We start from the raw sequence: 25,490 nt of genomic DNA on the forward strand, positions 1-25,490 counted from the left end.
TTGGGTAATACAACTCAAAGGGGATAGAGAGTTTATTATTTGTTCTTTAATTACGGAATTAATGGTTACTTTGCTTGGTTAGATTCTAATGGAAGTCAATTCAATTCAATTCAATTCAATTCAATTAAGAATAGGCAGCGCAGTTAGTTAGAAGATGGCTCTACTGTACATATAAACCTGCCTGAAATGCATAATTATTAAGAACCCAATTAACGAGTCTCACTAAAATAGAATCTTGAAAGAAGACATCAAGAAAGAAGATTTTAAATAAAGCTTTCTACAGCAGTGAGTTCTTTGCTATTTGCACTTAGTTATAAGCTCCTTTTAACAAATGGTTATTACCTCTATATAATCTTAATGTAAATTTAATGTTAAGATTCTCGGATATCCTTTACAAATAAAATATCTTTCGTTAATAATGAAAAAGGTGTTTTAAAAAAAGAGAGAAAATGTAGAAACTTGGATGAAGAAAGGGTGGGGACTAAATGGAGATAGACGTTCAAAAAATGATATTTGAATTTATTGGCGGTCTTGGTATCTTCCTATTTGGTATAAAGTATATGGGAGACGGACTGCAAAAAGTAGCTGGCGATCGCTTACGTGAAATGCTGGATCGCTTTACAAGCAATCCTCTTATGGGCGTGATTGCAGTTGCTGTAGTAACCATTTTGGTTCAAAGCAGCTCGACGACTACGGTTTTAACGGTAGGACTAGTAAACGCTGGGTTTATGACGTTCCGGCAGGCTATTGGAGTCATTATGGGAGCTAACATCGGGACTACCTTTACAGCATTCATTATAGGTATTGATATAAAAGCATATGGTCTTCCAATACTAGCAGTCGGTTCCTTAATGATCTTCTTCTTTAAAAATAAAAAAGTAACCAACCTTGGACAGACGGTCTTTGGATTAGGTGCCCTGTTTTTCGGGCTCGAAACTATGAGTGGCGGTATGAAACCACTAAGATCCTTAGAAGCTTTTAGAGAGCTTACATTAAGTATGAGTGAAAATCCGGTATTAGGAGTAGTAATTGGAACATTGTTCACGGTGATTGTTCAAAGTTCTAGTGCTACTATAGGGATATTGCAAGGATTGTTTGGAGAAGGATTGGTAGATATCCAAGCAGCACTCCCTGTGCTTTTTGGTGATAATATTGGAACAACCATTACGGCTGTTATAGCGGCTATTGGGGCCAGTGTGGGTGCAAAAAGAGCTGCATTCGTCCACGTAATATTTAACGTACTAGGTGCCACTGTGTTTCTCCTGTTGCTCAAACCATTTACAGCCTATGTAGAATGGTTACAAGGATATCTGAACTTAGGGCCGGAAATGACCATTGCCTTTGCACATGGATCTTTTAACATTGCGAATACAGTAGTGCAGTTTCCTTTCGTAGCTGTGCTCGCCTGGATAGTTATAAAATTAGTTCCTGGTGAAGATTCCTTAATTGAATTTAAGCCGCAGCATCTAGACCCGATTTTTATTGAGCAATCTCCTTCACTTGCTCTCGATCAGGCAAAAGAAGAAGTAGTTAGAATGGGGCAGTATGCATATAAGGGACTAGAAGAGACAAGTCTGTATTTAAATAATAAACAGCAGAAGCATTCGGAAATTGCGATGCAAATTGAGGATGCTCTAAATAATCTGGATCGAAAGATAACCGACTATTTAATTGACTTATCTCAAGCTTCCTTAACTGACGAAGAAAGTCTCAAGCATTCAGCTTTGATGGATTCGGTTAGGGACCTTGAGCGGATTGGCGATCACTTTGAAAACATCATTGAACTTATCGATTACAAGAACTCGAATAAAGTTTACTTGACCCCTCAGGCTATTGATGACTTGAATACAATGTTTGATCTTACTTTAATGACTGTGAAACAAGCCACAAAAGCGCTTGAAACCATGAATCGAGAAGAAGCATTAGCGGTCGTTCAAAAAGAAAATGAACTCGATCGAATGGAACGCAGTTACCGTAAAAAACACATTATTCGTTTAAATGAAGGTGTTTGCACTGGACAAGCTGGTATCGTATTCGTTGATATGGTCAGCAATTTAGAACGTATTGGTGACCACGCTGTTAATATTGCTGAAGAAGTCTTGGGAGAAAAAGAAAGTTTATAAACTTATTAAAAGAACAGCTGGGCTAATGCTTCAGCTGTTCTTTTAATAAAATCTGATAGATCTGCATGTTGATATATACAGATACGCTCCCGATTTTGTAAGACTCGGTTTCGAATTGCTTGAGGGGAGAAGAGCCTGTTAAAAACGAAATTGAAAGGAAGAGCACGTCTTATTATCATAATTGGACTTAAGACCTTAAGAGACTGGGCACCAAAACTAACCTGGAACTGGCAACGATGAAAACAGAGAGTGCGTCTCTATCGAGTCTGGGTGCTGGAGCTGAATAGCTCATCCCCGGAGTTTAGGTTTTTATTTTGCCGATAGAAATAGTGGTAAATAAGGGCGGAAGAAGGGGAGAGGGATATTGTTCAAACGTGGAATTGTTCCGTAATCCAAAACTATTATAAGCTGAACTCAAAAGGGTTGCGCTATTCAATCCGTTGAGGATCGACTTATGTTTCTCAGAGTTGGTACAAGAGTGGTTATTTCCCCACGAACACTAAATCTTCTATGGCATCGGATCCAAAGCGTTTCTCTAAAAAATACGTTTATTAAAGAAATTGCCAACAAAGTTTTAAAGACCTTTTAAAAAAGTCTTGCAAGCTTAAAGAGACCATGCTATATTATTCCTGTCGCTAATTTCAGCGCAAAAAAAGTTGTTGACAAAACATTCATTACATGATAAATTATTAAATGTCGCTTCAAGCAAGATTTACTCATTTTTACTTAATGGCGGTGTAGCTCAGCTGGCTAGAGCGTACGGTTCATACCCGTGAGGTCGTGGGTTCGATTCCCTCCACCGCCACCATTTTATTACATAATTAAAACTTTCATTACGGCGGTTGTGGCGAAGTGGTTAACGCACCGGATTGTGGTTCCGGCATTCGTGGGTTCGATTCCCATCAGCCGCCCCAAGTGGACCCTTAGCTCAGCTGGTTAGAGCTATCGGCTCATAACCGATCGGTCGCAGGTTCGAGTCCTGCAGGGTCCACCATTATTTTCATACGGAGGAGTACCCAAGTTTGGCTGAAGGGAGCGGTCTTGAAAACCGCCAGGAGCTTTACGGCTCGCGGGGGTTCGAATCCCTCCTCCTCCGCCATGATACATATAATGTGAAAAGGTTCATCATAAGATGTTTTTTTAAACAAATCAGTAGTTCTTAAATTTGCAGCTTACCATGGCTCGGTAGCTCAGTCGGTAGAGCAACGGACTGAAAATCCGTGTGTCGGCGGTTCGATTCCGTCCCGAGCCACTTATAAAAGTAATGAAAAAAACCAAGCCAATCGGCTTGGTTTTTTTATGTTTTAATTTATTCAATACGGGAAATCTTAATAGCGGAAGTCAAAAGTATTCCAAACGGAAAGCTGCATATTATTTGCAAGTACATTTCCGGTTTGATAATGTAAAATCAAGAAGTTATGCAAAAAGCATACTTTTGGTTTTACATATTAATTAAAGGAGGAGTTATACTATGGCCAAATTTGAACTACCAGAACTACCTTATGCTTACGATGCACTAGAACCTACCATCGATAAGGAAACGATGAACATCCACCATACGAAGCACCATAACACTTATGTGACTAAGCTTAACAATGCATTAGAAGGGCATGCAGATCTTCAGGACAAATCGCTGGAAGAATTGTTAGCGAACAATCTTGCAGCTGTACCGGAGGATATTCGCACCCCTGTACGCCGTAACGGAGGCGGACATGCAAACCACAGTCTTTTCTGGACAATCATGTCTCCAAATGGCGGTGGCGAACCAACAGGTGATTTAGCGACTGCAATTAATGATACCTTTGGAAGCTTGGATCAGTTTAAAGAAAAATTTGAAACAACTGCTAAAGGTCGTTTCGGTTCAGGCTGGGCTTGGTTAGTCGTTAATAACGGCAGCCTTGAAGTAATCGATACGTTAAATCAAGATTCACCGATTATGGAAGGCAAGACTCCAATCCTAGGACTAGACGTTTGGGAGCATGCTTACTATCTGAATTACCAAAATCGTCGCCCTGACTACGCTGCAGCATTCTGGAATGTAGTTAATTGGGATGAAGTAGCAAAACGTTACGATGCAGCTAAATAATAATTTTTAGAGAAAAGACCTGGATTTCCATCCAGGTCTTTTCTTTTTGTATATCTCTTTTTGTTCTGCCAACACTAATGTAGAACACAAAGGAGACATGGATATGGTGAGCAGACTGCGAGCGTGGTTGAGCCAAGAAAACGTTTCAAAAGATCTATTATTGTTGCTTTTAATTGGAGGTCTATACTCCCTCGGGATTTTTTTATCCAGTACATTTGTGAATATTTATTTGTGGAAACAATCAAATAGTTATACGGACATAGCTCTATATAATTTAAGTATTTATGTATTACAGCCCTTAACCTTTATATTTGCTGGTAAATGTGCGAAACATATCGACAGAGTGATCGTTCTTCGTACAGGGGTGATCGTTCTTTCTTTATTTTTCTTAACCGTACTTATTGTAGGGGAGAACGCAGCCAAGTTTAATATCATGCTCGGTGCATTACTTGGAGTAGGATATGGCTTTTACTGGCTGGCCTACAATGTATTAACTTTTGAGATAACTGAACCTGACACGCGAGACTTTTTTAATGGATTTTTAGGAGTTCTGCAATCTTTAGGTGGGATGACGGGCCCGCTACTGGCAGGTTTTATTATTTCTCGATTAAACAACTTCACAGGATACACGGTTATTTTTGCTGTGTCGTTTGGGCTTTTTATAGTGGCGGTTCTTGTCAGCTTTGGATTATCTAGAAGAAAAGCAAAAGGTAATTTCTCTTTTCGGAGAATCATTAACGAAAGGAAAAATAATCTCAATTGGAAACGCATATTAAATGCACACGTATCCCAGGGGTTTCGAGAAGGGACTTTTTTATTTGCGGTGTCCATATGGATCTTCTTAATGACACGTAACGAATTGTCCTTAGGTTTTTTTAATCTTGTGTATTCTGGATTCTCCTTCCTGTTTTATTTTCTAGTCACCCGTCTTGTTAAACCCAGACGGAGAAAAAAGGCTATTTTTATAGCAGGTCTTTCCCTTTACCTTAGTGTTTTAATTTTGCTGGTAAGTAAAAGCATGGCTTTGTTATTACTCTACGGGGCGATTGCAGGAATATTCTTTCCTTTATTGTACGTGCCCTATATATCTTTAACTTATGATGTCATCGGCAAGTCATGGAATGCCGGAGAGATGAGAATAGAATACATTGTAGTCAGGGAGCTATTTTTAAACTTGGGACGAGTTCTCTCCATTAGTGTATTCCTGCTCGCAATTGTATTCATTGCTCCTGAGACGGGAATTCCGTATATATTACTACTTGTAGGTGGAGGCCACTTTTTAATTTACTTCTTCATAAAAGATATAGATACTAAAGTAGTTCCGTCTTCTCACAATTGAAACTATCTTCCCACATCGAACGGCTATTATGTAGCAGTAAAATGATGCTATAATATAGGAAGAATTTTGTGGAAATTGGGGGAGAACATAGATGGCCGGCGATATGCAAAGAGGAAAGAAAAAAACTCATCTTCCTTTTCGTTTAAATATAGTTTTTTTTATTGTATTTCTATTATTTGGAGCGATCATTCTTCAGCTTGGAGTAGTTCAAATTCTTAATGGAGAAGAAGCCCAGGATGAAATTGATCGAACAGAAAACACAACTACAAATATACCCGTGCCCAGAGGAGAAATGTACGATCGCTACGGAAGGGTAATAGTAAACAATGAGCCTCTTTATTCGATAACGTACACTCCGCCTAAGGGAGTAAAACAACTAGATCGTCTAGAACTGGCCGAAAAGTTGGCGCAGTATATCAATATGGAGTTTGAAGACAAGCTTAGTACCCGTGACTTAAAAGAATACTTTTTCTTAAAGAATAGAGAAGAAGTGGTTGAGCGTATTAAAGATAAAGATACAAAGGATATGGATAATGGCGAGATTTACCAGCTTCAGCTCGACAGCATTAAGGAAACTGAAGTGACTTCTTATGACAATCAGACTAAGGAAGTTATCGCCATTAAAAAAGAATTGGACAAAGCATACGCACTTTCCCCTCACATCATAAAGAATTCAAACATTTCCTATGAAGAATATTCTTCCGTTGCGGAGCACTTGGGAAGTCTGCCTGGAATAAACGTAACGTCTGATTGGGAAAGAGAATATCCATATGGTAATACGTTCAGGAACTATGCAGGGAACATAACTTCAAGAGAACAAGGGATTCCACGTGATAATTTGGATTACTTTATGTCATTGGACTACAGTAGAAACGACCGGGTAGGAACGAGCGGTCTTGAACAGCAGTATGAGCAGGTGTTAAAGGGAACGAAAGAAAAGGTTCAGTATGAGATTGATAAAAATAACGATGTTGTTAATTCAAATGTGATACGTGAAGGGGAAAGGGGGAAAGATTTAGTTCTCACCCTCGATGTAGATCTTCAAGAAAAAGTAGACCAAATACTGCGTGAAGAACTTGAAAGTGCTATTCAGGAGGCACCTAATGAAAATAAGCATCTCGAGAATTCAGTAGCCGTTGTGTCTAATCCCAAAACAGGTGAGATTTTAGCCATCTCTGGACAAAAGTATAATCGAAACTTGGAAGAAGGAGAAGAGCGATTCTCGGACACCTCTCATCAGGCTGTTTATAACGCGTATATGTCCGGTTCTACGGTCAAAGGAGCAACGATTTTAACAGGTCTACACGAAGGGGCTATTGATCCTGGACAGACAGTAAATGACCGTGCCATAAAAATCTCTTCGGACCGGGAGAAGTCCTCCTATACTCCAAATATTGGAGTGGTAGATGATATAGCAGCTATTCAACAGTCCTCCAATGTTTATATGTATTTTCTTGCCATGTATCTAGGAAAAGAATTTGATTATCAGTATGGACGGCCTATTAGTTTACAAAATGATACGTTTCAAACCTTTTTATATAACTTTAATCAATTTGGTTTAGGAGTGGAAACAGGACTGGATTTTCCATATGAAGAAACAGGTTTTGAGGGGGATAACCCGGCCGATGGTAACATTTTAGACTTCGCTATTGGTCAATATAGCACTTATACGGCCATGCAATTAAATCAGTATGTCTCTACCATAGCTAATGGCGGTAGCAGGCTTAAAATGAGGCTGGTAAAGGAAATTCACGATCCTCCAACTTCTTCTGAAGGATTAGGACCGATCTATAAAGATTATTCACCCGAAATCATTAACCAGCTCGAAATGGATGCCGACTATATTGATCGTGTACAAGAAGGGTTCAGGCAGGTATTCCAGACTAATGAAGGTACAGCAAGCAGCGTGTTTTCGGATCCTCCTTATGCTAAATACAATATGGCAGGAAAAACAGGAACAGCAGAAGCGTTTAAGTCGATACCTGTAAATGGTGGGGAAACCTATCGACGTGAAGATAACTTATTGAATAAAACTTTGATTGGCTATGCTCCACATGATGATCCCGAAATTGCTTTTTCTGTCATTACTCCATACTTGGGAAATGATACACCTACAACGGGTATAAGTAATAAGATTGGGGCCCGTATAGGAAAAGCATATTTTGATTTAAAGCAAGAAAGAGAAAAAGAGGGTGTTGGGACACAATCACCTCAAGAAAACGCTGAAGAAACACAGGAAGAATAAGGAGCAACCTCATTATAAGACTAGTCGAGTCGTCTCGGCAGTCTTTTTTTTTGCCTGAGAAAATAAAAATCGATAAAAATCGACGCATTTACAAAACCTTTACGTTTGATTTATATGTCCTTAAAACTCTTTCTTTAATATATAAAATGTGAGTTGGTCAAGCCGGCATCACATAATACATGTAGAAATAGGGGGAGAAAGAAATGAAAAACTTTAAAAGTTTAGCACTAATGTTTGCATTTATTTTAGTGCTTGGAGTACTTGCTGCATGCGGCGGTTCTGGCGACGATGCCAACGGTGATGGAGGAGACTCTGAGAGTTCCAATACGGAAGAAAGCTCAGGAAGTGAGAGCAGTTCTTCTGAAGAATCAGGGGAGGAAGTTTCTGGTCCAATTGCAATCGATGGTTCTTCTACAGTTTATCCAATCATGGAAAACCTTACGTACAGCTACCGTGAAGAGGCTCCAGAAGTTGAAACCTCTCTAAACAGCTCAGGTTCCGGTGGTGGTTTCAAGAAATCCACTAAAGGTGAAATCGACCTAAGTAATGCTTCTCGTGAAATTAAAGAAGAAGAGAAGAAGCAAGCAGAGGAAAATGGGGTTCAGCTTGAGCCTCTAGAACTGGCATTCGATGGTCTTTCTGTAACAGTAAGTTCAAAAAACGATTTTGTTGAAAACCTAACCATTGAACAGCTTAGACAAATCTTCCTTGAATCTTCTGATGCTCAAATGTGGTCTGACATCAATCCGGACTGGCCTGAAGAGCAAATTGAAATTTTCGCTCCGGGACATGATTCAGGTACGTTTGATTACTTCAACGAAGTAGTACTTGAAGAGAACCCAATGAAAGAAGGAGAAAATACTACTCTTTCTGAAGATGACAACACTCTAGTACGTGGTATTGAAAATAATCCTAACGCTATTGGCTTCTTTGGCTATGCTTACTATGCAGCGAATAAGGATTCTCTTAAAGTCCTAGGGATTGCTGAAGGGGATGCTGAGCCTGTAAAACCTTCTGGTGAAACAATCCAGGATGGTTCATATACACCACTATCCCGTCCGCTATTCACTTATGTAAATGTAGAAGCTTATAAGAACAAACCACAAGTTCGTGACTTTGTTGAGTACACTTTAAACAATGCAGGAAAAGCTGCTGAAGAAGTTGGATACGTTGCTCTTCCTGAAGAAAAATATCAAGAACAGCTTGACAAGGCAAAAAGCTGGGCTGAGTAATTGAATTTAAAAATCTAAAAGGATAGGTGGGACCAGGTACTGGTCTCACCTTGCCTTATGGATGAGAGGAGTTTGACAATGGACAAAGGTTTACAATCAGAGGGAAATAAATTCAATGTCCAGGAATTAATTGAAAGAAATAAACAAAAGACCACGTTTGGACAGCGTATAGAGAAGATTATCCCGTGGTTTTTACTGTTGTGCGCTATTATCAGTGTGTTGACAACAGTCGGTATATTATTTACTTTATTGCGTGAGTCGATCGGTTTCTTTTCTAATGTATCAATAATTGATTTCTATACAGGGACAAGCTGGTCTCCGTGGTCTGGTGAATATGGAGTGGCACCTCTTATCGGAGGAACATTACTTATTACACTGATTGCCACAGTAACTGCTGTACCGTTAGGTCTTATGTCCGCCATATTTTTGAGTGAGTACGCCAACGACAAGGTGAGACGTGTGATTAAACCCATTCTAGAGGTTTTAGCAGGAATCCCTACGGTTGTTTATGGTTACTTTGCTTTAACGTTCGTTACACCAATGTTCCAGAATATTATTCCAGATCTCGGCATTTTCAACGCTTTGAGCGGTGGATTTGTTGTTGGAATTATGATTATTCCAATGGTAGCATCTTTATCGGAAGATGCCATGAACTCTGTACCAAACTCACTTCGTGAAGGAGCTTACGGCCTTGGAGCGACAAAGCTCGAGGTTGTATATAAGGTAGTACTTCCAGCAGCGCTCTCGGGAATTGTTGCCTCGATTGTATTGGCAATTTCACGAGCAATCGGTGAAACGATGATTGTAACGATTGCGGCTGGAGCTACGCCGAACTTAACGTTTGACCCTACGGAGTCTATTCAGACGATGACAGCCTTTATTGTACAGGCTGCTACGGGGGATACAACGTTTGGCTCTACGATCTATTATAGTTTATATGCAGTTGGAATGACGTTATTCGTCTTCACTCTGGGTATGAACTTGTTAGCACAGTATATTTCACGTAAGTTCAGGGAGGAATATTAATGCTTGGACAAAATGAAGAAGGCATCAAGAAACGGATGGAAGGCAGAGTATTAAAAAATAAGATAATGATGGGGTTATTTTTCTTAGCTACCTCAGTTGGTCTTATTTTTCTAGTACTGCTTTTTTACCGCGTATTGACTCAAGGAATTGGTTATTTAAGCTGGGATTATCTTACAAGTGGACCAGCTCCTTACCCAGAAGAAGCAGGAATCTGGATAGGGATGATAGGTTCAATTATGTTAATGGCTATAGTTGCGATCTTCTCTGTTATCATCGGGGTAGCGTCGGCTATTTATTTAGAGGAATACGCCTCACAAAACAAATTTACTGAATTTATTAGAGTGAACATCTCAAACTTGGCAGGGGTTCCTTCCATTGTTTTTGGTTTACTAGGTCTTACATTCTTTGTTTATATTTTTAACTTTGGATATACGCTAATTGCCGGAGGTTTAACGATGGCGTTACTGATTCTTCCGGTTATTGTGGTGGCTTCTCAAGAAGCCTTAAGGTCTGTACCTATTGACTTGCACCAGGCTTCATTAGGAATGGGGGCATCTAAATGGCAGACGATTGCTCGTGTGATTCTGCCCGCAGCGCTGCCTGGAATATTAACGGGTACGATAATTGCTCTTTCAAGAGCTATAGGCGAAACAGCCCCATTAATAATTGTAGGAGCTGCTACAGCCATTTATGCGCTTCCGGACTCTTTGCTTGCTAAATATACGGCTATGCCTATCCAGATTTATAATTGGACAGCAAGACCGCAAGAGGAATGGCAGTTTGTTGCCGGAGCTGGAATTATCATACTCCTGGCAGTTCTCCTACTAATGAACTCGATTGCCGTATTGATTCGTAACAAATTTCAACAGCGTCTTTAATTAAGGATGAGGAGGGTTTCACAATGACTAAAATCAGTGAAGAAACACAGGAAACAAGGACAGGAGGCTTAACTTCAAAGCCTGTCGTTGAGAGAAAAGAGAAACAGAAAAAGGCAGAGGTTAATAATGTTATGCAAGTCGATGACTTGAATTTATGGTACGGAAGCAATCAAGCCCTTTATGAAATCAATATGGACATCCCGGAGAAGCGGGTTACAGCTATTATTGGACCTTCTGGGTGTGGTAAATCCACCTTTATAAAAACGTTAAACCGCATGGTGGAAATGGTGCCGATTGTTAAAACTTCCGGTTCCATAAAATATCGTGACCAAAATATCTTTAGTGGAAACTTTAAACAGGAATATCTGAGAACTAAAGTAGGAATGGTCTTTCAATCCCCGAACCCATTTCCTAAGTCTGTATATGATAATGTAGCTTATGGTCCAAGGGTACACGGAATTAAGAAAAAAGAAGTTCTCGATGAAATTGTTGAAAAAAGCCTAAAGGATGCGGCCATTTGGGATGAATTGAAAGATCGTTTGGATGCAAATGCGTATGGTCTTTCCGGCGGTCAGCAGCAGCGTGTATGTATTGCTCGTGCACTGGCCGTTGAGCCTGACGTAATTCTGATGGATGAGCCAACTTCTTCACTGGACCCAATTTCTACTTCAAAAGTAGAAGAGCTTGTCCAGGAGCTTAAGAAAAAATATAGTATTATTATTGTGACGCACAACATGCAGCAGGCTGCCCGTATTTCTGATAAAACTGCGTTCTTCCTAAACGGAGAATTAGTTGAGTTCGCGGAAACTGACGATTTATTCCAGAACCCTCAAGATAAGCGGACGGAAGATTATATTACAGGACGGTTTGGTTAAGTAAGAGTTTGAGGGGGAAACAAATGGTCTCTATACGCCAACATTTTGAAGATGAATTAAATGATTTGAAAGAAAAGATAAAAGAACTGGCTCTTGATTCTAAATATTCACTTGATACTGCGATTCATGTTTTTTATCAGGGAGATGTCAGTAAAGCTACAAAAATTATTGAAGATGATGCCGTTATTGATGCTAAAGAGGATAAAATAAACGAAGATGCGATTTTGCTAATTGCTAAACAGCAGCCAGTCGCTCGTGATTTGAGACGATTAATAACAGCCATCAAAATATCATCTGATTTGGAACGGATGGCTGACCACGGCACGAATATTGCCAAGGCAACTATTCATCTCGGTGAGGATCATGGAATTGAGATTAATCCGGAACTAAGAGAAATGGCTGTACTAGCCATGGATATGGTTGACTTAGCAGTTAAAGCTTTTGAATATGAAGATATATCCTTAGCAAGTAAATTAGCAGAAATGGATGATGTGGTCGATAGAAAATATGGGGAAATTGTAAGGGAAACATTAGAATTAACTGCTATAAATCCCCAGCAAATCCAACACATTATGCAAATTTCCTATGTAGCAAGATATATTGAACGCTTTGCTGATCACATCACGAATATAGGAGAGAATATATTCTATCTTGTAAAAGGTCAATCTTATGATTTAAATAAATAAGAAGCAAAAAGCTGTTCATTTGGAACAGCTTTTTGCTTCTTAACGGAGAAAAATAAAGCTAGGTTCGTAAACATCCAGTTTGTTCTTATTTTCAAATGTATGTATGACCACTGCAAAATCATACTTGAAAGGAACAAGGTAATTTGTTAATATTAATAGAGTCTGATGAAATAGAAGATAAAGTGAAAAGATTGAATTTGGAGGGATAGACAATGCGTGTAAACATTACACTTGCTTGTACTGAAACAGGTGACCGTAATTATATTACTACAAAAAACAAACGTAAAAACCCTGAGCGTTTGGAACTAAGTAAATATAGTCCTCGTCTAGGTAAACACACCTTACACCGTGAGACTAAATAAAACAGTAGGATTATTTCCTACTGTTTTTTTATATTATTTCTTCTCAGTCAAGTTCCCAGTACTGTAAGGATCAGTTTCAAGACTATTAGGAACGTTGCGTTAAATGGAAAAAGCTCTTTTCTCCCACGGGAGGCTCATCATTTCCTAACCAGCCTAACTATAATTATGCGAGCGGACCCTTCTGTAGGGGGTTAGCCTACTGAATCAGCTTAAAATACTTTTTTAGCGCGGTTATTCCTATTCTGCTCTGAAGCGCTAAAAATACTGCTGATCTTACGTGTCCTACCTCTTTGAATAGGATTTTTTATAGGAGATTTCGAGAACCTAACGATTGCAAAGGGGCGAATGGGAACGACGAAGACTACTAAAAGATCAAAAGGGATGCGTGCATTCGTCCCTCCTGAATTTCCTGCTTATGACACGAGTATCCGGGCGAAGAGCCGGCCGAGCCGTCCCAAGGAGTCCCTTTCTCCACACATTATATCGAACTCGATTCTTAAAAAATCCCACCGATTGACTAATAAATCTATTGTAAAAAATGGCTAGAACCTTATATTTAAGACTTTTCAACGTCAGCTGTTTATTTTATTTTTAAGATAGACAATTCTAAAAGGAGATTGGGGTTATGAATAAAAAAGAGTGGAGAAGAATAGGTAAGCAAACATTGAATAACCTTTCCAGGGATAATAAAGATTCGATTCAAACGGCCCTATATCAGCATTTGTTCAAAAGTGATCTGTGGAAAAATGCGAAAATGATAGGAATGACTATATCTCAGGAACATGAATGGTCTACATATCCTATTATCGATCAAGGGTGGAGGGAGCATAAGCAGGTAGTAGTGCCAAAATGTATTCCTAAGACTAGAGAGATGGATTTTTATAAACTGGAAGATTATGGTCAGTTAGAAACCGTTTATTTTGGATTGAAAGAACCAGATCCTGCTGCTGCAGAAAAGGTGAAAAAGGAAGAGATTCATTTACTTTTAGTTCCTGGACTGCTTTTTGATAACTGTGGCTACAGAATAGGATATGGTGGTGGGTATTATGATAGGTTTTTAGAGGAATTTGATGGAGAGACGATCATGATCGCTTCAGAGGTACAGAAGGTCTCTTCTCTGCCAATAGAGAATTTTGACCAGAGAGTGGATCATATCCTTACGGAAAGAGGGTTATTTAAAACCAGACAGCCTTAACAAAACGTTCATAAAGAACGGGAGTACGCGTCGCATAATTTCTATAGTATGATTTACAATGAGAGTAACAAAAATTAAAGGGAGTTGATGGCATGGAGCGAGTAAACCGAGTTGCTTTGATAGGTACAGGTGCCGTAGGGTCTAGTTATGCATTCGCCTTATTGAATCAAGGTGTTGCAGACGAATTAGTACTTATTGATCTAAATAAGGAGAAGTCTGAAGGAGATGCCATGGATTTAAATCATGGACTAGCTTTTGCGCCTTCCAATAAGAAAATCTGGTTTGGTAGTTATGAGGACTGCAGTTCTGCTGATATCGTGGTCATTACGGCCGGAGCTAATCAAAAGCCTGGTGAAACTCGTTTAGATCTTGTCGAAAAAAACACATCCATCTTTAAATCCATTGTTGAATCCGTCATGACGAGCGGGTTTGATGGTATTTTCTTAGTTGCCACAAATCCAGTAGACATTCTAACTTATATGACATGGCAGTTTTCAGGGCTCCCAGTCCATCGAGTGATTGGTTCGGGAACAATATTGGATACCGCTAGACTGAGATTTCAATTAAGCGAGTACTTTGAAGTGGACTCGAAAAATATTCATGCTTACATTATGGGAGAGCACGGAGATTCTGAACTACCCGTTTGGAGCCATGCTAATGTAGCGGGGCGCTCTATATTTGATCGCATACATGACCATCCTGAAAAATATGATATAGAGGATCTCGACTCCATCTTTGCACAAGTGAGAGATGCTGCCTATCATATTATTGAGCGTAAAGGGGCTACTCACTACGGGATAGCTATGGGACTCGTTCGCCTCACCCGTGCCATACTGCACAATGAGAATGCTGTATTAACTATTTCAGGTTATTTACAAGGAGAGTATGGAGAAGAGGATTTGTATATAGGTGTACCGGCTATTATTAATCGGAAAGGCATAAAGGAAATAATTCAGTTAAACCTTGATCCTGAAGAAAAGCAAAAATTCAGCCGTTCCGCATCTATCTTGAAGGAATCAATGGAACCTGTCCTAAATAAATATAAGGATGCATAACGATTGTAGATCTGGTGAAAATAGACTCATCAACTAAAGTTTAAATGAGGTGGATGAGTTGCACCCAATTCTGAAAGGGACTTTGTTAGTGAGCTCCATACTTTACGGAGCTTTTAAGTTTCGTTATCGTTTACTAGATATTGTTACAAAAATACCTCTACTTAGAAGAGGTTTGGTTAAAACTTCTATGAGTGTTCCGTGGGTAAGAAGGAAGTTGCTTGCCCAAATGTTTCAAAGACCTGACTCTAAGCTGCCATAAAGGCAGCTTTTTTTGTCAATCGTACTTATGGCGAGGGTTGATTTCATCATGATATGATAAAGAGTATCAAGGAGGTGAGTCTTTGTTTATTGAACAGGATTTTTATTTCTGGAAGGTAACTCATGATCTTGTGCTGAATCAAGGGTGTGAAGTTCTTCATATTAATACAGAACATAAAGAAGCTTGGCTTGAGTACTCAGGTAAGTGGAAGAACCACGTGATTCGAATTAAATATAAGCAAATTAATTGGAGAAATGAACTAAAAAGAGATCTTCAAGTTACATATCAGCAGTTAAAGCAAAATCGTCAAATTTATCGCGGCGGAAATGTTATCCTGCATACAATTTATGTATCTGAATTTCCTCCTGTTGAGGAATGGGAAAATGTAGTTTCAGAATTGAATGAAGATAAGAAGTTAAACGTTCACTTATATTATTTTTCAGACGAGAATAAAGATAAAGAACGGAAGCGGTTTTATGAAGCTTTAAGACTCGATGAACCTGTGCTGGAACAAAGAATATCGCATAATGAAATGGAAGCCATGATTCCTTATTTAAAGCAGCAGATTGTATCAAGTCATCGGAAAAAGCAGCAGGAAGTACAGTCACTATTTCAATTCGGCAAACCTCAGATGACTTACATTTTACTGGCTGTAAATATTCTTCTATTCATGTTTGTGGAATCTCAGGGTAGTACGACCTCCGTTTCTACATTGATTGAATTTGGCGCAAAGTATAATCCGGCCATCATGGAAGGTGAATGGTGGCGCATAGGATCCTCAATGTTTCTACACATAGGTTTGCTTCACCTCTTGATGAATATGCTCGCTTTGTATTATATCGGCATCGCGGTTGAACGCATTTATGGAACCTGGCGCTTTTCCGTGATTTATCTTTTGGCCGGTATTTTTGGTGGAGTTGCAAGTTTTATGTTAAATCCTCACGTAGCGGCCGGTGCTTCTGGGGCTATTTTTGGATTATTTGGTGCTTTGCTTTATTTTGGAGTTCGTCATAGACAATTGTTTTTTAAAACGATGGGTTGGAATTTAATCTTCGTAATTGCATTAAATATTGCTTTTGGAATTATGGTTCCTCAAGTCGATAATGGCGCTCATATGGGAGGCTTAATTGGAGGCTTTATCGCTTCCGCTGGATTTAACCTGCCTAAGCGAAACGACAAGTGGATCCAGGGCATTGCTCTTACTGGCTATATCGTAATTCTGGGCACCATGGCCTTTATAGGAAGTGAGGGGCTGTTTAACGATGGCGAGAGAATGGGGCAAGTACAGCAAACACAAGATTTAAACGAAAGTGGAGATTACATCCAGGTGGTTTCGATAACCTCTGAAGCTTTAGCTGATCCTGGTAGATATGAAGCAGAATTGAGGTTTAATCGATCCTACGCTTATAATCAATTAAGTAAACCTGAAAAAGCGATTGAGGATTTAAAAAAAGTCGTTGAGCTCTCCCCTGATATGGGGGAGGCTCATTATAACTTAGCTCTGCTTTATCAGCAAAAGGGAGAAAAAAATAAGGCTATAGAGCACGCACGAACAGCAGCAGATTTAAGACCTGAGAATCAGGATTTCCAGGAATTAACCGAAGATCTTCAATAGTATTGAATTAATTGATGTTTTTTTCCTGTATCATCTTCAAACAGAACCATTAAATGTTTTCCATTATTATCAAAAAGAATTAAAGGAATATAACTTTGAATAGGATGAGACGATTCCGCATTGGAAATCCCCAAAATATAATTTTTGTACAGCCCTTCCCATAGCTGACCTTTTATACGTTCGTAGTTTTCTTCTGTGGTCCCTGGGAAGGGTTTTCCTTTAAACTCGCCGAGGTGCGTTAAAGGTACAAGAGTATATTGATTTTTAGGAATTTGATAATACCGGAGCAGTTCGTGCCACTGGGCTTCGAGTTGCTGAGTGATGCTATGGTCCAGTGTCTCTTTCCACTCTTTTTCTTCAGGGGTGGAAGGTACATGAAAGGAAGAACGTTTGGTTAGCGGTGAATCAATTACATAAAGAGTGGCATTTGAAGTAGCCTGAATACTTTGAATCGGTTTTTCTCCATCATGAATTTCCCCATGATGAAAACTAATCGCTTCATACCTCTTACTATCCTCTCCATGAAGGCTGGTTTTTTTTTCTATTACAGAAGCATTTTCCTTCCACTTATTCATAATTCCCTTTAACCTTCCGTTCACATATAATAACGACACGTCTTGTCTTAAATACATAGATTGGGCACTCTCCGAAAACATCTCCCATTTTATTTCGTACTCATCCTCATCCTGTGGAGATTCAAATTCCAATTTAGTGTCATATGAACTGAAGCTGTTTTCTTGAGCCAGTGGGAAGTATTTGATAACAGCATCATCTCTGAAATAATTTGAATATAGAGCTAGTACAATTACGAATACTAATGGACCCAATACCCAGTACAGCCATACTTTTTTCATAAGGTCCCCTCCTGTCGTCACCTATTCGGTATTTAAGCAGTATATAGATAGTTATGAAGAAAAAGAGAGGGACATGCGTCAAAAGTTAAGTATGCTTAAAACCAATTTGTTTATATAAGTATGTTTTCTTGAATTTAACAAAAGCTAACTTCTATGAGGAATGGAAGAAGGTGCGACATGGAAGAGAAGCAACTTTTATTTGATAATTATGAAAAGAATGTGGCCTACCTCCGCGATCGTTTAGGGGTAGAAGAAAGCTTTGATATGATTCATTTGGACCTTGTTTACGCAGGCAGAGGTATGTCTCTATTTATGGTCGACGGTTTTGTTAAAGACGATATTCTTCACTACTTGATGAAGCTGCTTTCAAGACTGGATCCTGACCAATTAGATCCTGACCCTTTAACTAAGCTCCTGGAGACTCACCTTCCATATATTGAACTAGATAAGGAAAAAGATCTTAACAAAGCAGCGGACACAGTTTTAGCAGGGCCTACCGCATTAGTGGTAGAGGGTATGGAAGAAATCGTAATGATTGATGCCCGGACCTACCCTGTACGCGGTCCTCAAGAACCTGACTTAGAAAGGGTGGTCAGGGGTTCAAGAGATGGATTTGTAGAAACTATTGTTTTTAATACGGCTCTCACGAGAAGGCGAATTAGAGATCGTTCGCTCCGTATGGAGTACACTCAAATCGGACGCAGGTCTCAAACAGACGTCTGTTTGTGTTACTTAAAGGATATTGCGGATCCTGAACGTATTGAGCATTTGCAGAGAGTCCTTCAAGAAATAGATACCGATGCTCTGCCAATGGCTGAAAAAACAATTGAGGAATTCATAAGCGGCCAGCACTGGAATCCATATCCTGTTATTCGCTATACGGAGAGGCCTGATACTGCAGCAGCACATCTTTATGAAGGACATATCCTAATCATTATAGATGGTTCTCCTAGTGTTATGATTACGCCGGCAACCTTCTGGCACCATCTCCAGCACGCAGAAGAATATCGTCAGAAACCACTTGTCGGAGCCTACCTGCGCTGGATTCGATTCATTGCGTTTATTTCTTCCATTTTCATTCTGCCTCTTTACTTCTTGTTTTCCATGCAGCCTGACCTCCTGCCGGAAAACTTATCATTCATTGGACCAACCGACTCTGGGGTTGTGCCTCTACTTTTACAATTTTTAATTGCTGAAGTAGGCATTGACATGCTAAGGATGGCCGCTATCCATACACCCTCTTCCTTAGCTACAGCACTCGGGCTTGTGGCCGCTATTTTAATTGGGCAAGTGGCTGTAGATGTAGGACTTTTCTCGAGTGAAGTAGTATTGTATTTATCTTTGGCAGCGATAGGTACTTTTGCGACTCCAAGTTATGAAATTGGACTCGCTGATCGATTATCAAGACTTGCACTATTACTCATCACAGGTTTTTTCGGTGTGAAAGGATACGTCATAGGAATAACCCTCTGGTTAATTTATCTGTCACGTATGCAGACCTTTAAAACCCCTTATTTATGGCCTTTTCTTCCTTTTGCCTGGAAACCGTTCCGAGATGTGCTCTTCCGTTCACCGATTCCCTTGAAAAATAGACGACCGGCTTTCTTGCACCCTAAAGACCCTGACCGATGAATTGGTCAGGGTTTTACATTTTCATTCCACGCTGCTATTGGTATAATGGATTCGGTGATGAAATTATGAAAACGATTTACGATATTCAGCAGCACTTAAAAAAGTTCGGTACTTATATCTACGTAGGCGATCGACTGGCTGATTTAGAGTTGATGGAAGATGAAGTAAAGGAGCTTTATCGTTCCCAGTGTATGGAGAAAGAAGATTTTCAAATGGCTCTTTTATTATTAAGAGGAGAAATAGCGAGGGAAAAAGATCGTCAGCAAGGGGAGGAACGTTAAATGGAAAAAAATATTTTTCTTGCCGCTGATATCGGCGGTACTACAGTGAAACTCGCAGTGATTAAAGACAGTGGGGAAATTGTTAAAAAATGGGAGATTAATACAGATAGAGAAAATGGCGGAGAGAGGATCCCTGAAGATATTCATCATGCCTTTGAGGATTCTTTAGAAGAGTTACATATTGATAAGAATCAAGTCGCTGGTATTGGTGCCGGAGCACCAGGTTTTGTTGATCCAAATAGCGGTTTTATTCACGAAGCAGTAAATATCGGTTGGAAAAACTATGATTTTGGGGCCATATTGAGTGAATGGACCGGTTTTCCTGTATGGGTGGAAAACGATGCCAATCTTGCAGCTTTAGGAGAAAAGTGGCTGGGAGCTGGGGAAGGAGCCCATGAACTAATTGCTGTAACCTTAGGCACTGGGGTTGGGGGAGGTATTGTAGCTAATGGCGAGATTTTAAACGGAGTTAATGGTACCGCAGGGGAAATTGGACATATTACAGTAGTACCTGAGGGCGGAGCTCCTTGTAATTGCGGTAAAACTGGCTGCCTGGAAACGTTAGCTTCAGCCACAGGAATTGTTAGATTAGCGAAGGAGAGTATCGAAACTACTCCTGCAAGCATCTTACGAAACATCCCGTCTGATCAGCTGACAGCAAAAGATGTATTTGAAGCTGCACAGCAGGGAGATGAAGCAGCAGGTGCGGTGATTGAAAAAGTTACGGACCTGCTGGGAATGACAATTGCCAATCTTGCTATTGCGATTAATCCTGAAAAAATTGTAATAGGCGGGGGAGTTTCGCAGGCTGGAAGTCAATTGTTAGATCCCTTGAAAGCAGCTTATAAAAAATATGCTTTACGAAGAACATTTGCAGCAACAAGCTTTGATTTGGCAAAGTTAGGTAATGATGCCGGAGTAATCGGAGCGGCATTTCTAGTTAAAGCGAATCAGTAAGAGGTGGAGCTGACTAAGCTCCACCTTTCTTTTCATATAATAGCAGTTCTCATACATATAGTGGATAATGTCGGGTGGATTACTTACGCTTAACAATCATCTAACAAATTTCTTAAAACCTACTTTTTTTGAAACTTTTGTGATAGAATTTTCGTCATACACAATGAAACTGTTTAATAAAACATTATAAGTGGAATTTGTAAAGGAAGTTAGAAGATCTGGTTAAATAAAAGTAAAAGAATTAACCAGAGGGGTGTACTTTTGAGGAGGAACCAACATGCAAATGAATAAGTTTCGCATGCCTTTATTTATAATAGCTACGATTTTATTTGGAATAAAGACATATCTAGTGTACCGGCTTATGTTCGACTTATCCATTGAAAATCCATTACAGGAATTTATTCTGCTGATAAATCCAATCGCGAGTGCCTACCTCATTTTTGCTATAAGTGTTTGGCTCAATCCTGCACGACAGATGAAATACTTGAGATGGACCTCTCTTATTGGATCACTTATCCTGTTTATTAATTTAATATTCTACCGAAATTTTACAGATTTTATTACTATCCCAGTTCTTTTTCAAGGAAATAATGCAGCAGATCTCACCGGAAGCTTTTTAACGCTTCTGCATATGCAGGATATTCTTCTGTTTTTGGATGTTGCAATTATTTGGTATTTAAGTAAAAAGAAATTTAATTTATCCATTAATTTACCTCAAACTGGTAAAATTGCAGCTACAGCCGTTACTTTTCTCCTGCTAGCAGGAAATGTAGTACTCGCTGAAATGGAACGACCTATGCTTTTTGTGCGCGCTTTTGACAGAGAATATCTTGTGAAGAATATTGGCGTGTACAATTACCATTTATACGATGCTTCTATGCAAACTAAAACAAAAGCTCAACGTGTACTTGCGGACGGAAGTGAAATCAGTGAAATTGAGTCGTATTTAGACAGCAACTCTCCGGATGGTAATAACAAGGATGTACCTTTATACGGAATTGCAGAAGATAAAAATGTGATTTTTGTCAGTGTTGAATCTTTCCAAAACTTCTTATTTGACTCTGAAATTAATGGCACAGAAGCAACCCCTTTTCTTAACGATTTAAAAGAAAGCAAAGACACCATATGGTTTAAGAACTTTTATCATCAGACCGCACAGGGGAAAACATCCGATTCAGAGTTTATCATTGAGAATTCTTTGTATCCACTCGGAAGGGGAGCCGTCTATTTCACACATGCGCAGAATGAATATCATTCCCTACCGGAAATCTTAAATAATGAAAGCTATGAAACATCTGTATTCCATGCAAATAACAAAAGTTTTTGGAACAGAGATGTCATGTATGACAATCTTGGTTACGATCAATTTTATGGTGAACAATCCTTTGAAGTCACGTCGGAGAATTCGTTTGGCTGGGGACTTGAAGATAAAGCCTTCTTTGATCAATCCATTAAGTACTTGAAAGAACAGGAGCAGCCTTTCTACAGCAAGTTTATTACGTTAACGCACCACTTCCCTTTTGAACTACCGGAAGAGAAAGCGAATATTGATCAGTATGATTCTGGCTCTAAGACTCTGAATCATTATTTTCAAACAGCACGCTATACGGATGAAGCATTGCAGTCATTCATCCAGGAGCTAAAGGATTCGGGTATTTATGAAGATTCAATCATTGTTTTAATGGGGGATCACTATGGAATTAGTGAATTTCATAATAAAGCAATTGGAGAATTTCTTGGAAAAGAAATTAACGCCTATGAGCACACTCAACTTCAACGAGTACCCTTCATGATTCATATTCCAGGATATGAAAATGGAGATATACGTGAAGAGGTGGTAGGGCAAATTGATGTTAAACCTACTCTGTTACATTTATTAGGGATTAACAATGAAGAGGACCTCACCTTTGGAGACAACATGTTTGCAGAAAAAGGCAAGGATTTCATTGCTATGAGAGATGGAAGCTTTGTGAGTGAAGAATATATTTTCGCCGATGGAACTTGCTTTGACCGTGAGAGCGGAGCCCCTTTAGAAGAAGAGGAAGCAAATCAATGTACTCCTATTAAAGAAAAGGTCGATCAGGAACTACAGTATTCAGACAACATTATTTACGGTGATTTGTTCCGGTTTTATGATTTCGGACAGAGTGAAGATTAATAATTGTAAATTTAAGAGCCGTCATGAAATTTCTCATGACGGCTCTTTATATTTACTCACATATTTTTTGCGCTCTCAGGGTAAGGATACATACATAATCATTATTTAAAGAGAGGGAATGTCATGTTTCGTTTTGAGAAAGTCAGTCAAGATCCATTAACTAACCTTACATTTACGATCGAAAAGAAAGAAAAAGTAATCTTATTTGGCCCTTCAGGCGCAGGCAAAAGTACTTTGTTATATTTATTTAATCGTTTAAGTGAGCCTGATAGTGGCACCATTTACTTTAATGGAAAATCAATTAAAGATTATTCGGTAACTGAATTAAGGAGAAATGTTGGGTTGGTACTTCAGGCTCCTCACCTTTTTCCAGGCACGGTATTAGATAATCTAAAATATGGACCCTCGTTATTCGGGGAGTGGGAACAAGGAAATGCTGAGACCTTACTTGAATATGTACAGCTTCCATCCTCCTATCTACATAAAGATGTAAGCCATTTGTCTGGTGGCGAAGAGCAGCGTGTATCATTAGCCCGTACACTTGCAAATTCACCCGAGGTTCTGTTACTTGATGAGCCGACGAGCGCACTTGATTATCAAACCGCTGAAGAAATTGAAGAAGTGCTCGAAGGATTAATTAAGGAACATGAAATGACCATGGTGATGGTTACTCATAATTTGAATCAGGCTCGAAGACTGGGTGACAGAGGTCTCTTTATTATGGATGGAAATCTTCAGGAAGATGGAATGATTCCCGATATGCTTGACCACCCAAAAAACGAAAAACTGCTTAAATTTATTGAAGGATAGAGGATGTGAACGCTTTGACGCCAGAAGTCTCAAATCAGTCTTTGTTTTTTCTTATCATTTTTGTTATTATCCCTTTGACCCTATCGTATTTTTACCAATTAGGACTGGGTAAAAATGTGTTATGGTCTGCTTTAAGGGGCACTGTTCAGTTATTTGCAATAGGATACATATTGACTTATTTATTTGACCTGCCTGCCAGTGTGGGGATCCCTTTAATGGTTGGAATAATGATTATTATTGCTACCTTTCATGCCAGACAAAAAGGAAAAGAGCTTCCCCATATATTACCTGTCATTTTTATAAGTCTTTTATTTGTAGAGGGAAGCGTCCTCACGATGTGGCTGGTCTTTGACATGGTACAATTCCGTCCGTCAGAAGTTATTCCTATGAGCGGTATGGTGATTGGTAACAGTATGGTAGCCATGGGACTGGCATTAGAAAGAATGAAAAGTGAATTTCGAGATAACAATGGACGGCTGCTCGCTGCGCTTTCACTAGGAGCTGAGCCCAAACAAGCCTCTCATTTAATTGTACAAAGAACACTGCATGCTGCTCTAATTCCAAACGTGGACCGTTTAAAAACCATTGGACTGGTCCAACTGCCCGGGATGATGACTGGTTTAATACTGGGAGGGGTTGAACCAGTAATGGCTATTAAATATCAGCTGGTTATATCCTTAAGTATTTTTTCCTCAGTATCCATCAGTGCCATGTTTGTAACTCTCGCTATGTACAGATATTTCTTTAATAAAAACAAACAGCTTATTGAACCTGTAGAGTAATTTAAATATGCTTATACAGATTGTACAAGTGTTGTGAAACATAAAAAAAGTGTGATACTTAAAATAAGTATCACACTTTTTTAGTTCATTAACTGAAAAGATTGGAATAAATTGTCATTACTGAGAACCAACCAAACATCAATGCTGATGCACCAGCAAATAAGACGGCGAAGAAGTTTTTAGTTTTCAGTTCACGGAACACCGCAATTACACATAGAATTGCAACGAGTAAAAGAAGAATAGCTGTGACCAAGATCAGCACCCCCTAAATCCCTTTTCTTTATTATCATCCCCATAACAAGGATGTTATAATGTATGTAGCTTAGTTCAATCCTTATTCATTTTATAATATAAAAATGAAAATGTCGAGTTATCTATCCGTATTTTATTAAATTAAATGAGAGGTGTCTACCCATTGTTAAATATTTCTCGATTGCCATTGGGACCAATGGCTACAAACGCTTACATTGTCTATCAAAATAAAGAAGCGCTAGTTGTGGATCCAGGGGGCGATTTCCGAAAATTAGAAGCTTTTTTGAAAGAAAAAGAGTTAAAGGTAATAGGTGTATTATTAACTCATGCTCACTTTGATCACATAGGTGCTGTAGATGCAGTAAGAGAAGCTTACAACGTTCCTGTTTACTTGAATGAGGCAGAAAGTGACTGGCTGAGTGATCCAGCAAAAAACGGTTCTGGATTTTTCCAAATGGGGCAAATTACAGCTCGTCCAGCAGATTATACACTTGAAAGCGGTCAGATGGAAATAGGGCCTTTTTCATTTGAAGTACGTCATACTCCTGGGCATTCTCCAGGAAGCGTATCTCTCGTCTTTAGAAACCAGCGTTTTACAATAGCGGGAGATACTTTATTTCAAAGAGGTATGGGAAGAACGGACTTACCAGGAGGAGATCGAGAACAATTACTGGATAGTATTCAAAGTCAATTATTCAGTCTTAGAAATGATATGCGCATTTACCCTGGGCATGGCATGCCTACGACAATCGAGGAAGAGCGTAAAGAAAACCCGTTTTTCACTTAAA

Annotated in this window: 22 protein-coding genes and 5 tRNA genes; 25 read left to right on the forward strand and 2 right to left on the reverse strand. The window is 39.2% G+C overall.

The features are described from left to right. Positions 1 to 485: 485 nt before the first annotated feature. The 18 genes from ACTWP7_RS03750 to ACTWP7_RS03835 all read left to right on the forward strand — a co-directional run bounded on the left by ACTWP7_RS03750 (position 486) and on the right by ACTWP7_RS03835 (position 16,976). Positions 486 to 2,123: a Na/Pi cotransporter family protein gene (locus ACTWP7_RS03750; RefSeq protein WP_443122068.1), complete on the forward strand. Its 1,638-nt coding sequence runs from the start codon at positions 486 to 488 to the stop codon at positions 2,121 to 2,123. A gap of 731 nt (positions 2,124 to 2,854) precedes the next feature. Continuing rightward, positions 2,855 to 2,931: transfer RNA gene (locus tag ACTWP7_RS03755), tRNA-Met, on the forward strand. 30 nt (positions 2,932 to 2,961) lie between these two features. Beyond that, positions 2,962 to 3,037, forward strand: a tRNA-His gene (locus ACTWP7_RS03760). Positions 3,038 to 3,040: 3 nt separating this feature from the next. Continuing rightward, positions 3,041 to 3,117, forward strand: a tRNA-Ile gene (locus ACTWP7_RS03765). Positions 3,118 to 3,129: 12 nt separating this feature from the next. Then, positions 3,130 to 3,222, forward strand: a tRNA-Ser gene (locus tag ACTWP7_RS03770). Positions 3,223 to 3,302: 80 nt separating this feature from the next. Beyond that, a tRNA-Phe gene (locus tag ACTWP7_RS03775) sits at positions 3,303 to 3,375 on the forward strand. A gap of 219 nt (positions 3,376 to 3,594) precedes the next feature. Beyond that, the gene (locus tag ACTWP7_RS03780; RefSeq protein WP_014643770.1) at positions 3,595 to 4,209 is read left to right on the forward strand and encodes a superoxide dismutase; all 615 of its coding nucleotides are present in this window, start codon (positions 3,595 to 3,597) and stop codon (positions 4,207 to 4,209) included. A 103-nt stretch (positions 4,210 to 4,312) separates the two neighbouring features. Next, a complete protein-coding gene (locus tag ACTWP7_RS03785) occupies positions 4,313 to 5,548 on the forward strand; it encodes an MFS transporter (protein WP_443122069.1) in 1,236 nt (411 codons plus the stop codon). A gap of 91 nt (positions 5,549 to 5,639) precedes the next feature. Next, a complete protein-coding gene (locus ACTWP7_RS03790; RefSeq protein WP_443122070.1) occupies positions 5,640 to 7,793 on the forward strand; it encodes a peptidoglycan D,D-transpeptidase FtsI family protein in 2,154 nt (717 codons plus the stop codon). Between the two features lie 203 nt (positions 7,794 to 7,996). Next, entirely contained in the window at positions 7,997 to 9,025 is a 1,029-nt protein-coding gene (locus ACTWP7_RS03795) for a phosphate ABC transporter substrate-binding protein PstS family protein (protein ID WP_443122071.1), read from the forward strand. 78 nt (positions 9,026 to 9,103) lie between these two features. Then, on the forward strand, positions 9,104 to 10,051 hold the full coding sequence (gene pstC / locus ACTWP7_RS03800; RefSeq protein ID WP_443122072.1) for a phosphate ABC transporter permease subunit PstC: 948 nt from the start codon (positions 9,104 to 9,106) through the stop codon (positions 10,049 to 10,051). Further along, positions 10,051 to 10,929 (forward strand): phosphate ABC transporter permease PstA, encoded by an 879-nt coding sequence (gene pstA, locus ACTWP7_RS03805; protein WP_443122073.1) that lies wholly within the window; start codon positions 10,051 to 10,053, stop codon positions 10,927 to 10,929. The genes pstC and pstA overlap by 1 nt, the downstream gene beginning before the upstream one ends. 131 nt (positions 10,930 to 11,060) lie before the next feature. Continuing rightward, the gene (gene pstB, locus ACTWP7_RS03810) at positions 11,061 to 11,804 is read left to right on the forward strand and encodes a phosphate ABC transporter ATP-binding protein PstB (RefSeq protein WP_443122142.1); all 744 of its coding nucleotides are present in this window, start codon (positions 11,061 to 11,063) and stop codon (positions 11,802 to 11,804) included. Between the two features lie 23 nt (positions 11,805 to 11,827). Beyond that, a complete protein-coding gene (gene phoU, locus ACTWP7_RS03815; protein WP_443122074.1) occupies positions 11,828 to 12,490 on the forward strand; it encodes a phosphate signaling complex protein PhoU in 663 nt (220 codons plus the stop codon). Positions 12,491 to 12,702: 212 nt separating this feature from the next. Then, on the forward strand, positions 12,703 to 12,852 hold the full coding sequence (gene rpmG / locus ACTWP7_RS03820) for a 50S ribosomal protein L33 (protein WP_014643761.1): 150 nt from the start codon (positions 12,703 to 12,705) through the stop codon (positions 12,850 to 12,852). 625 nt (positions 12,853 to 13,477) lie between these two features. After that, entirely contained in the window at positions 13,478 to 14,047 is a 570-nt protein-coding gene (locus ACTWP7_RS03825; RefSeq protein WP_443122075.1) for a 5-formyltetrahydrofolate cyclo-ligase, read from the forward strand. Between the two features lie 92 nt (positions 14,048 to 14,139). Continuing rightward, a complete protein-coding gene (locus ACTWP7_RS03830; protein ID WP_443122076.1) occupies positions 14,140 to 15,102 on the forward strand; it encodes an L-lactate dehydrogenase in 963 nt (320 codons plus the stop codon). Positions 15,103 to 15,443: 341 nt separating this feature from the next. Continuing rightward, entirely contained in the window at positions 15,444 to 16,976 is a 1,533-nt protein-coding gene (locus tag ACTWP7_RS03835) for a rhomboid family intramembrane serine protease (RefSeq protein WP_443122077.1), read from the forward strand. On the opposite strand, the gene ACTWP7_RS03840 is transcribed toward ACTWP7_RS03835, so the two are convergent. After that, entirely contained in the window at positions 16,970 to 17,830 is an 861-nt protein-coding gene (locus ACTWP7_RS03840; RefSeq protein WP_443122078.1) for a hypothetical protein, read from the reverse strand. The two genes, ACTWP7_RS03835 and ACTWP7_RS03840, sit on opposite strands and share 7 nt — an antisense overlap. Before the next feature lie 177 nt (positions 17,831 to 18,007). Here ACTWP7_RS03840 and ACTWP7_RS03845 point away from each other — a divergent pair, with 177 nt between their 5' ends. The 6 genes from ACTWP7_RS03845 (at position 18,008) to ACTWP7_RS03870 (ending at position 24,450) form a co-directional block, all read left to right on the forward strand. Further along, positions 18,008 to 19,462 (forward strand): spore germination protein, encoded by a 1,455-nt coding sequence (locus ACTWP7_RS03845; RefSeq protein ID WP_443122079.1) that lies wholly within the window; start codon positions 18,008 to 18,010, stop codon positions 19,460 to 19,462. A 65-nt stretch (positions 19,463 to 19,527) separates the two neighbouring features. Continuing rightward, positions 19,528 to 19,743 carry a YqgQ family protein gene (locus ACTWP7_RS03850; RefSeq protein WP_014643754.1) on the forward strand — a complete coding sequence of 72 codons (216 nt, stop codon included), beginning with the start codon at positions 19,528 to 19,530 and terminating at the stop codon, positions 19,741 to 19,743. Beyond that, complete coding sequence (locus ACTWP7_RS03855; RefSeq protein WP_443122080.1) at positions 19,744 to 20,700, forward strand: ROK family glucokinase; 957 nt, start codon at positions 19,744 to 19,746, stop codon at positions 20,698 to 20,700. 277 nt (positions 20,701 to 20,977) lie between these two features. Next, entirely contained in the window at positions 20,978 to 22,858 is a 1,881-nt protein-coding gene (locus tag ACTWP7_RS03860) for an LTA synthase family protein (RefSeq protein ID WP_443122081.1), read from the forward strand. 123 nt (positions 22,859 to 22,981) lie between these two features. After that, complete coding sequence (locus tag ACTWP7_RS03865; protein WP_443122082.1) at positions 22,982 to 23,668, forward strand: ABC transporter ATP-binding protein; 687 nt, start codon at positions 22,982 to 22,984, stop codon at positions 23,666 to 23,668. Positions 23,669 to 23,682: 14 nt separating this feature from the next. Continuing rightward, positions 23,683 to 24,450 (forward strand): ABC transporter permease, encoded by a 768-nt coding sequence (locus tag ACTWP7_RS03870; protein ID WP_051005600.1) that lies wholly within the window; start codon positions 23,683 to 23,685, stop codon positions 24,448 to 24,450. Between the two features lie 88 nt (positions 24,451 to 24,538). On the opposite strand, the gene ACTWP7_RS03875 is transcribed toward ACTWP7_RS03870, so the two are convergent. Continuing rightward, complete coding sequence (locus tag ACTWP7_RS03875; RefSeq protein ID WP_065814012.1) at positions 24,539 to 24,703, reverse strand: DUF2759 family protein; 165 nt, start codon at positions 24,701 to 24,703, stop codon at positions 24,539 to 24,541. Between the two features lie 162 nt (positions 24,704 to 24,865). Between ACTWP7_RS03875 and ACTWP7_RS03880 the strand changes: the two genes are divergently transcribed. After that, positions 24,866 to 25,489 (forward strand): MBL fold metallo-hydrolase, encoded by a 624-nt coding sequence (locus tag ACTWP7_RS03880; protein WP_443122083.1) that lies wholly within the window; start codon positions 24,866 to 24,868, stop codon positions 25,487 to 25,489. Position 25,490: the final 1 nt, after the last annotated feature.

Origin of the sequence: Halobacillus sp. B29 (assembly GCF_052246755.1) — a bacterium.
Classification (GTDB): Bacteria; Bacillota; Bacilli; order Bacillales; family Halobacillaceae; genus Halobacillus; species Halobacillus halophilus.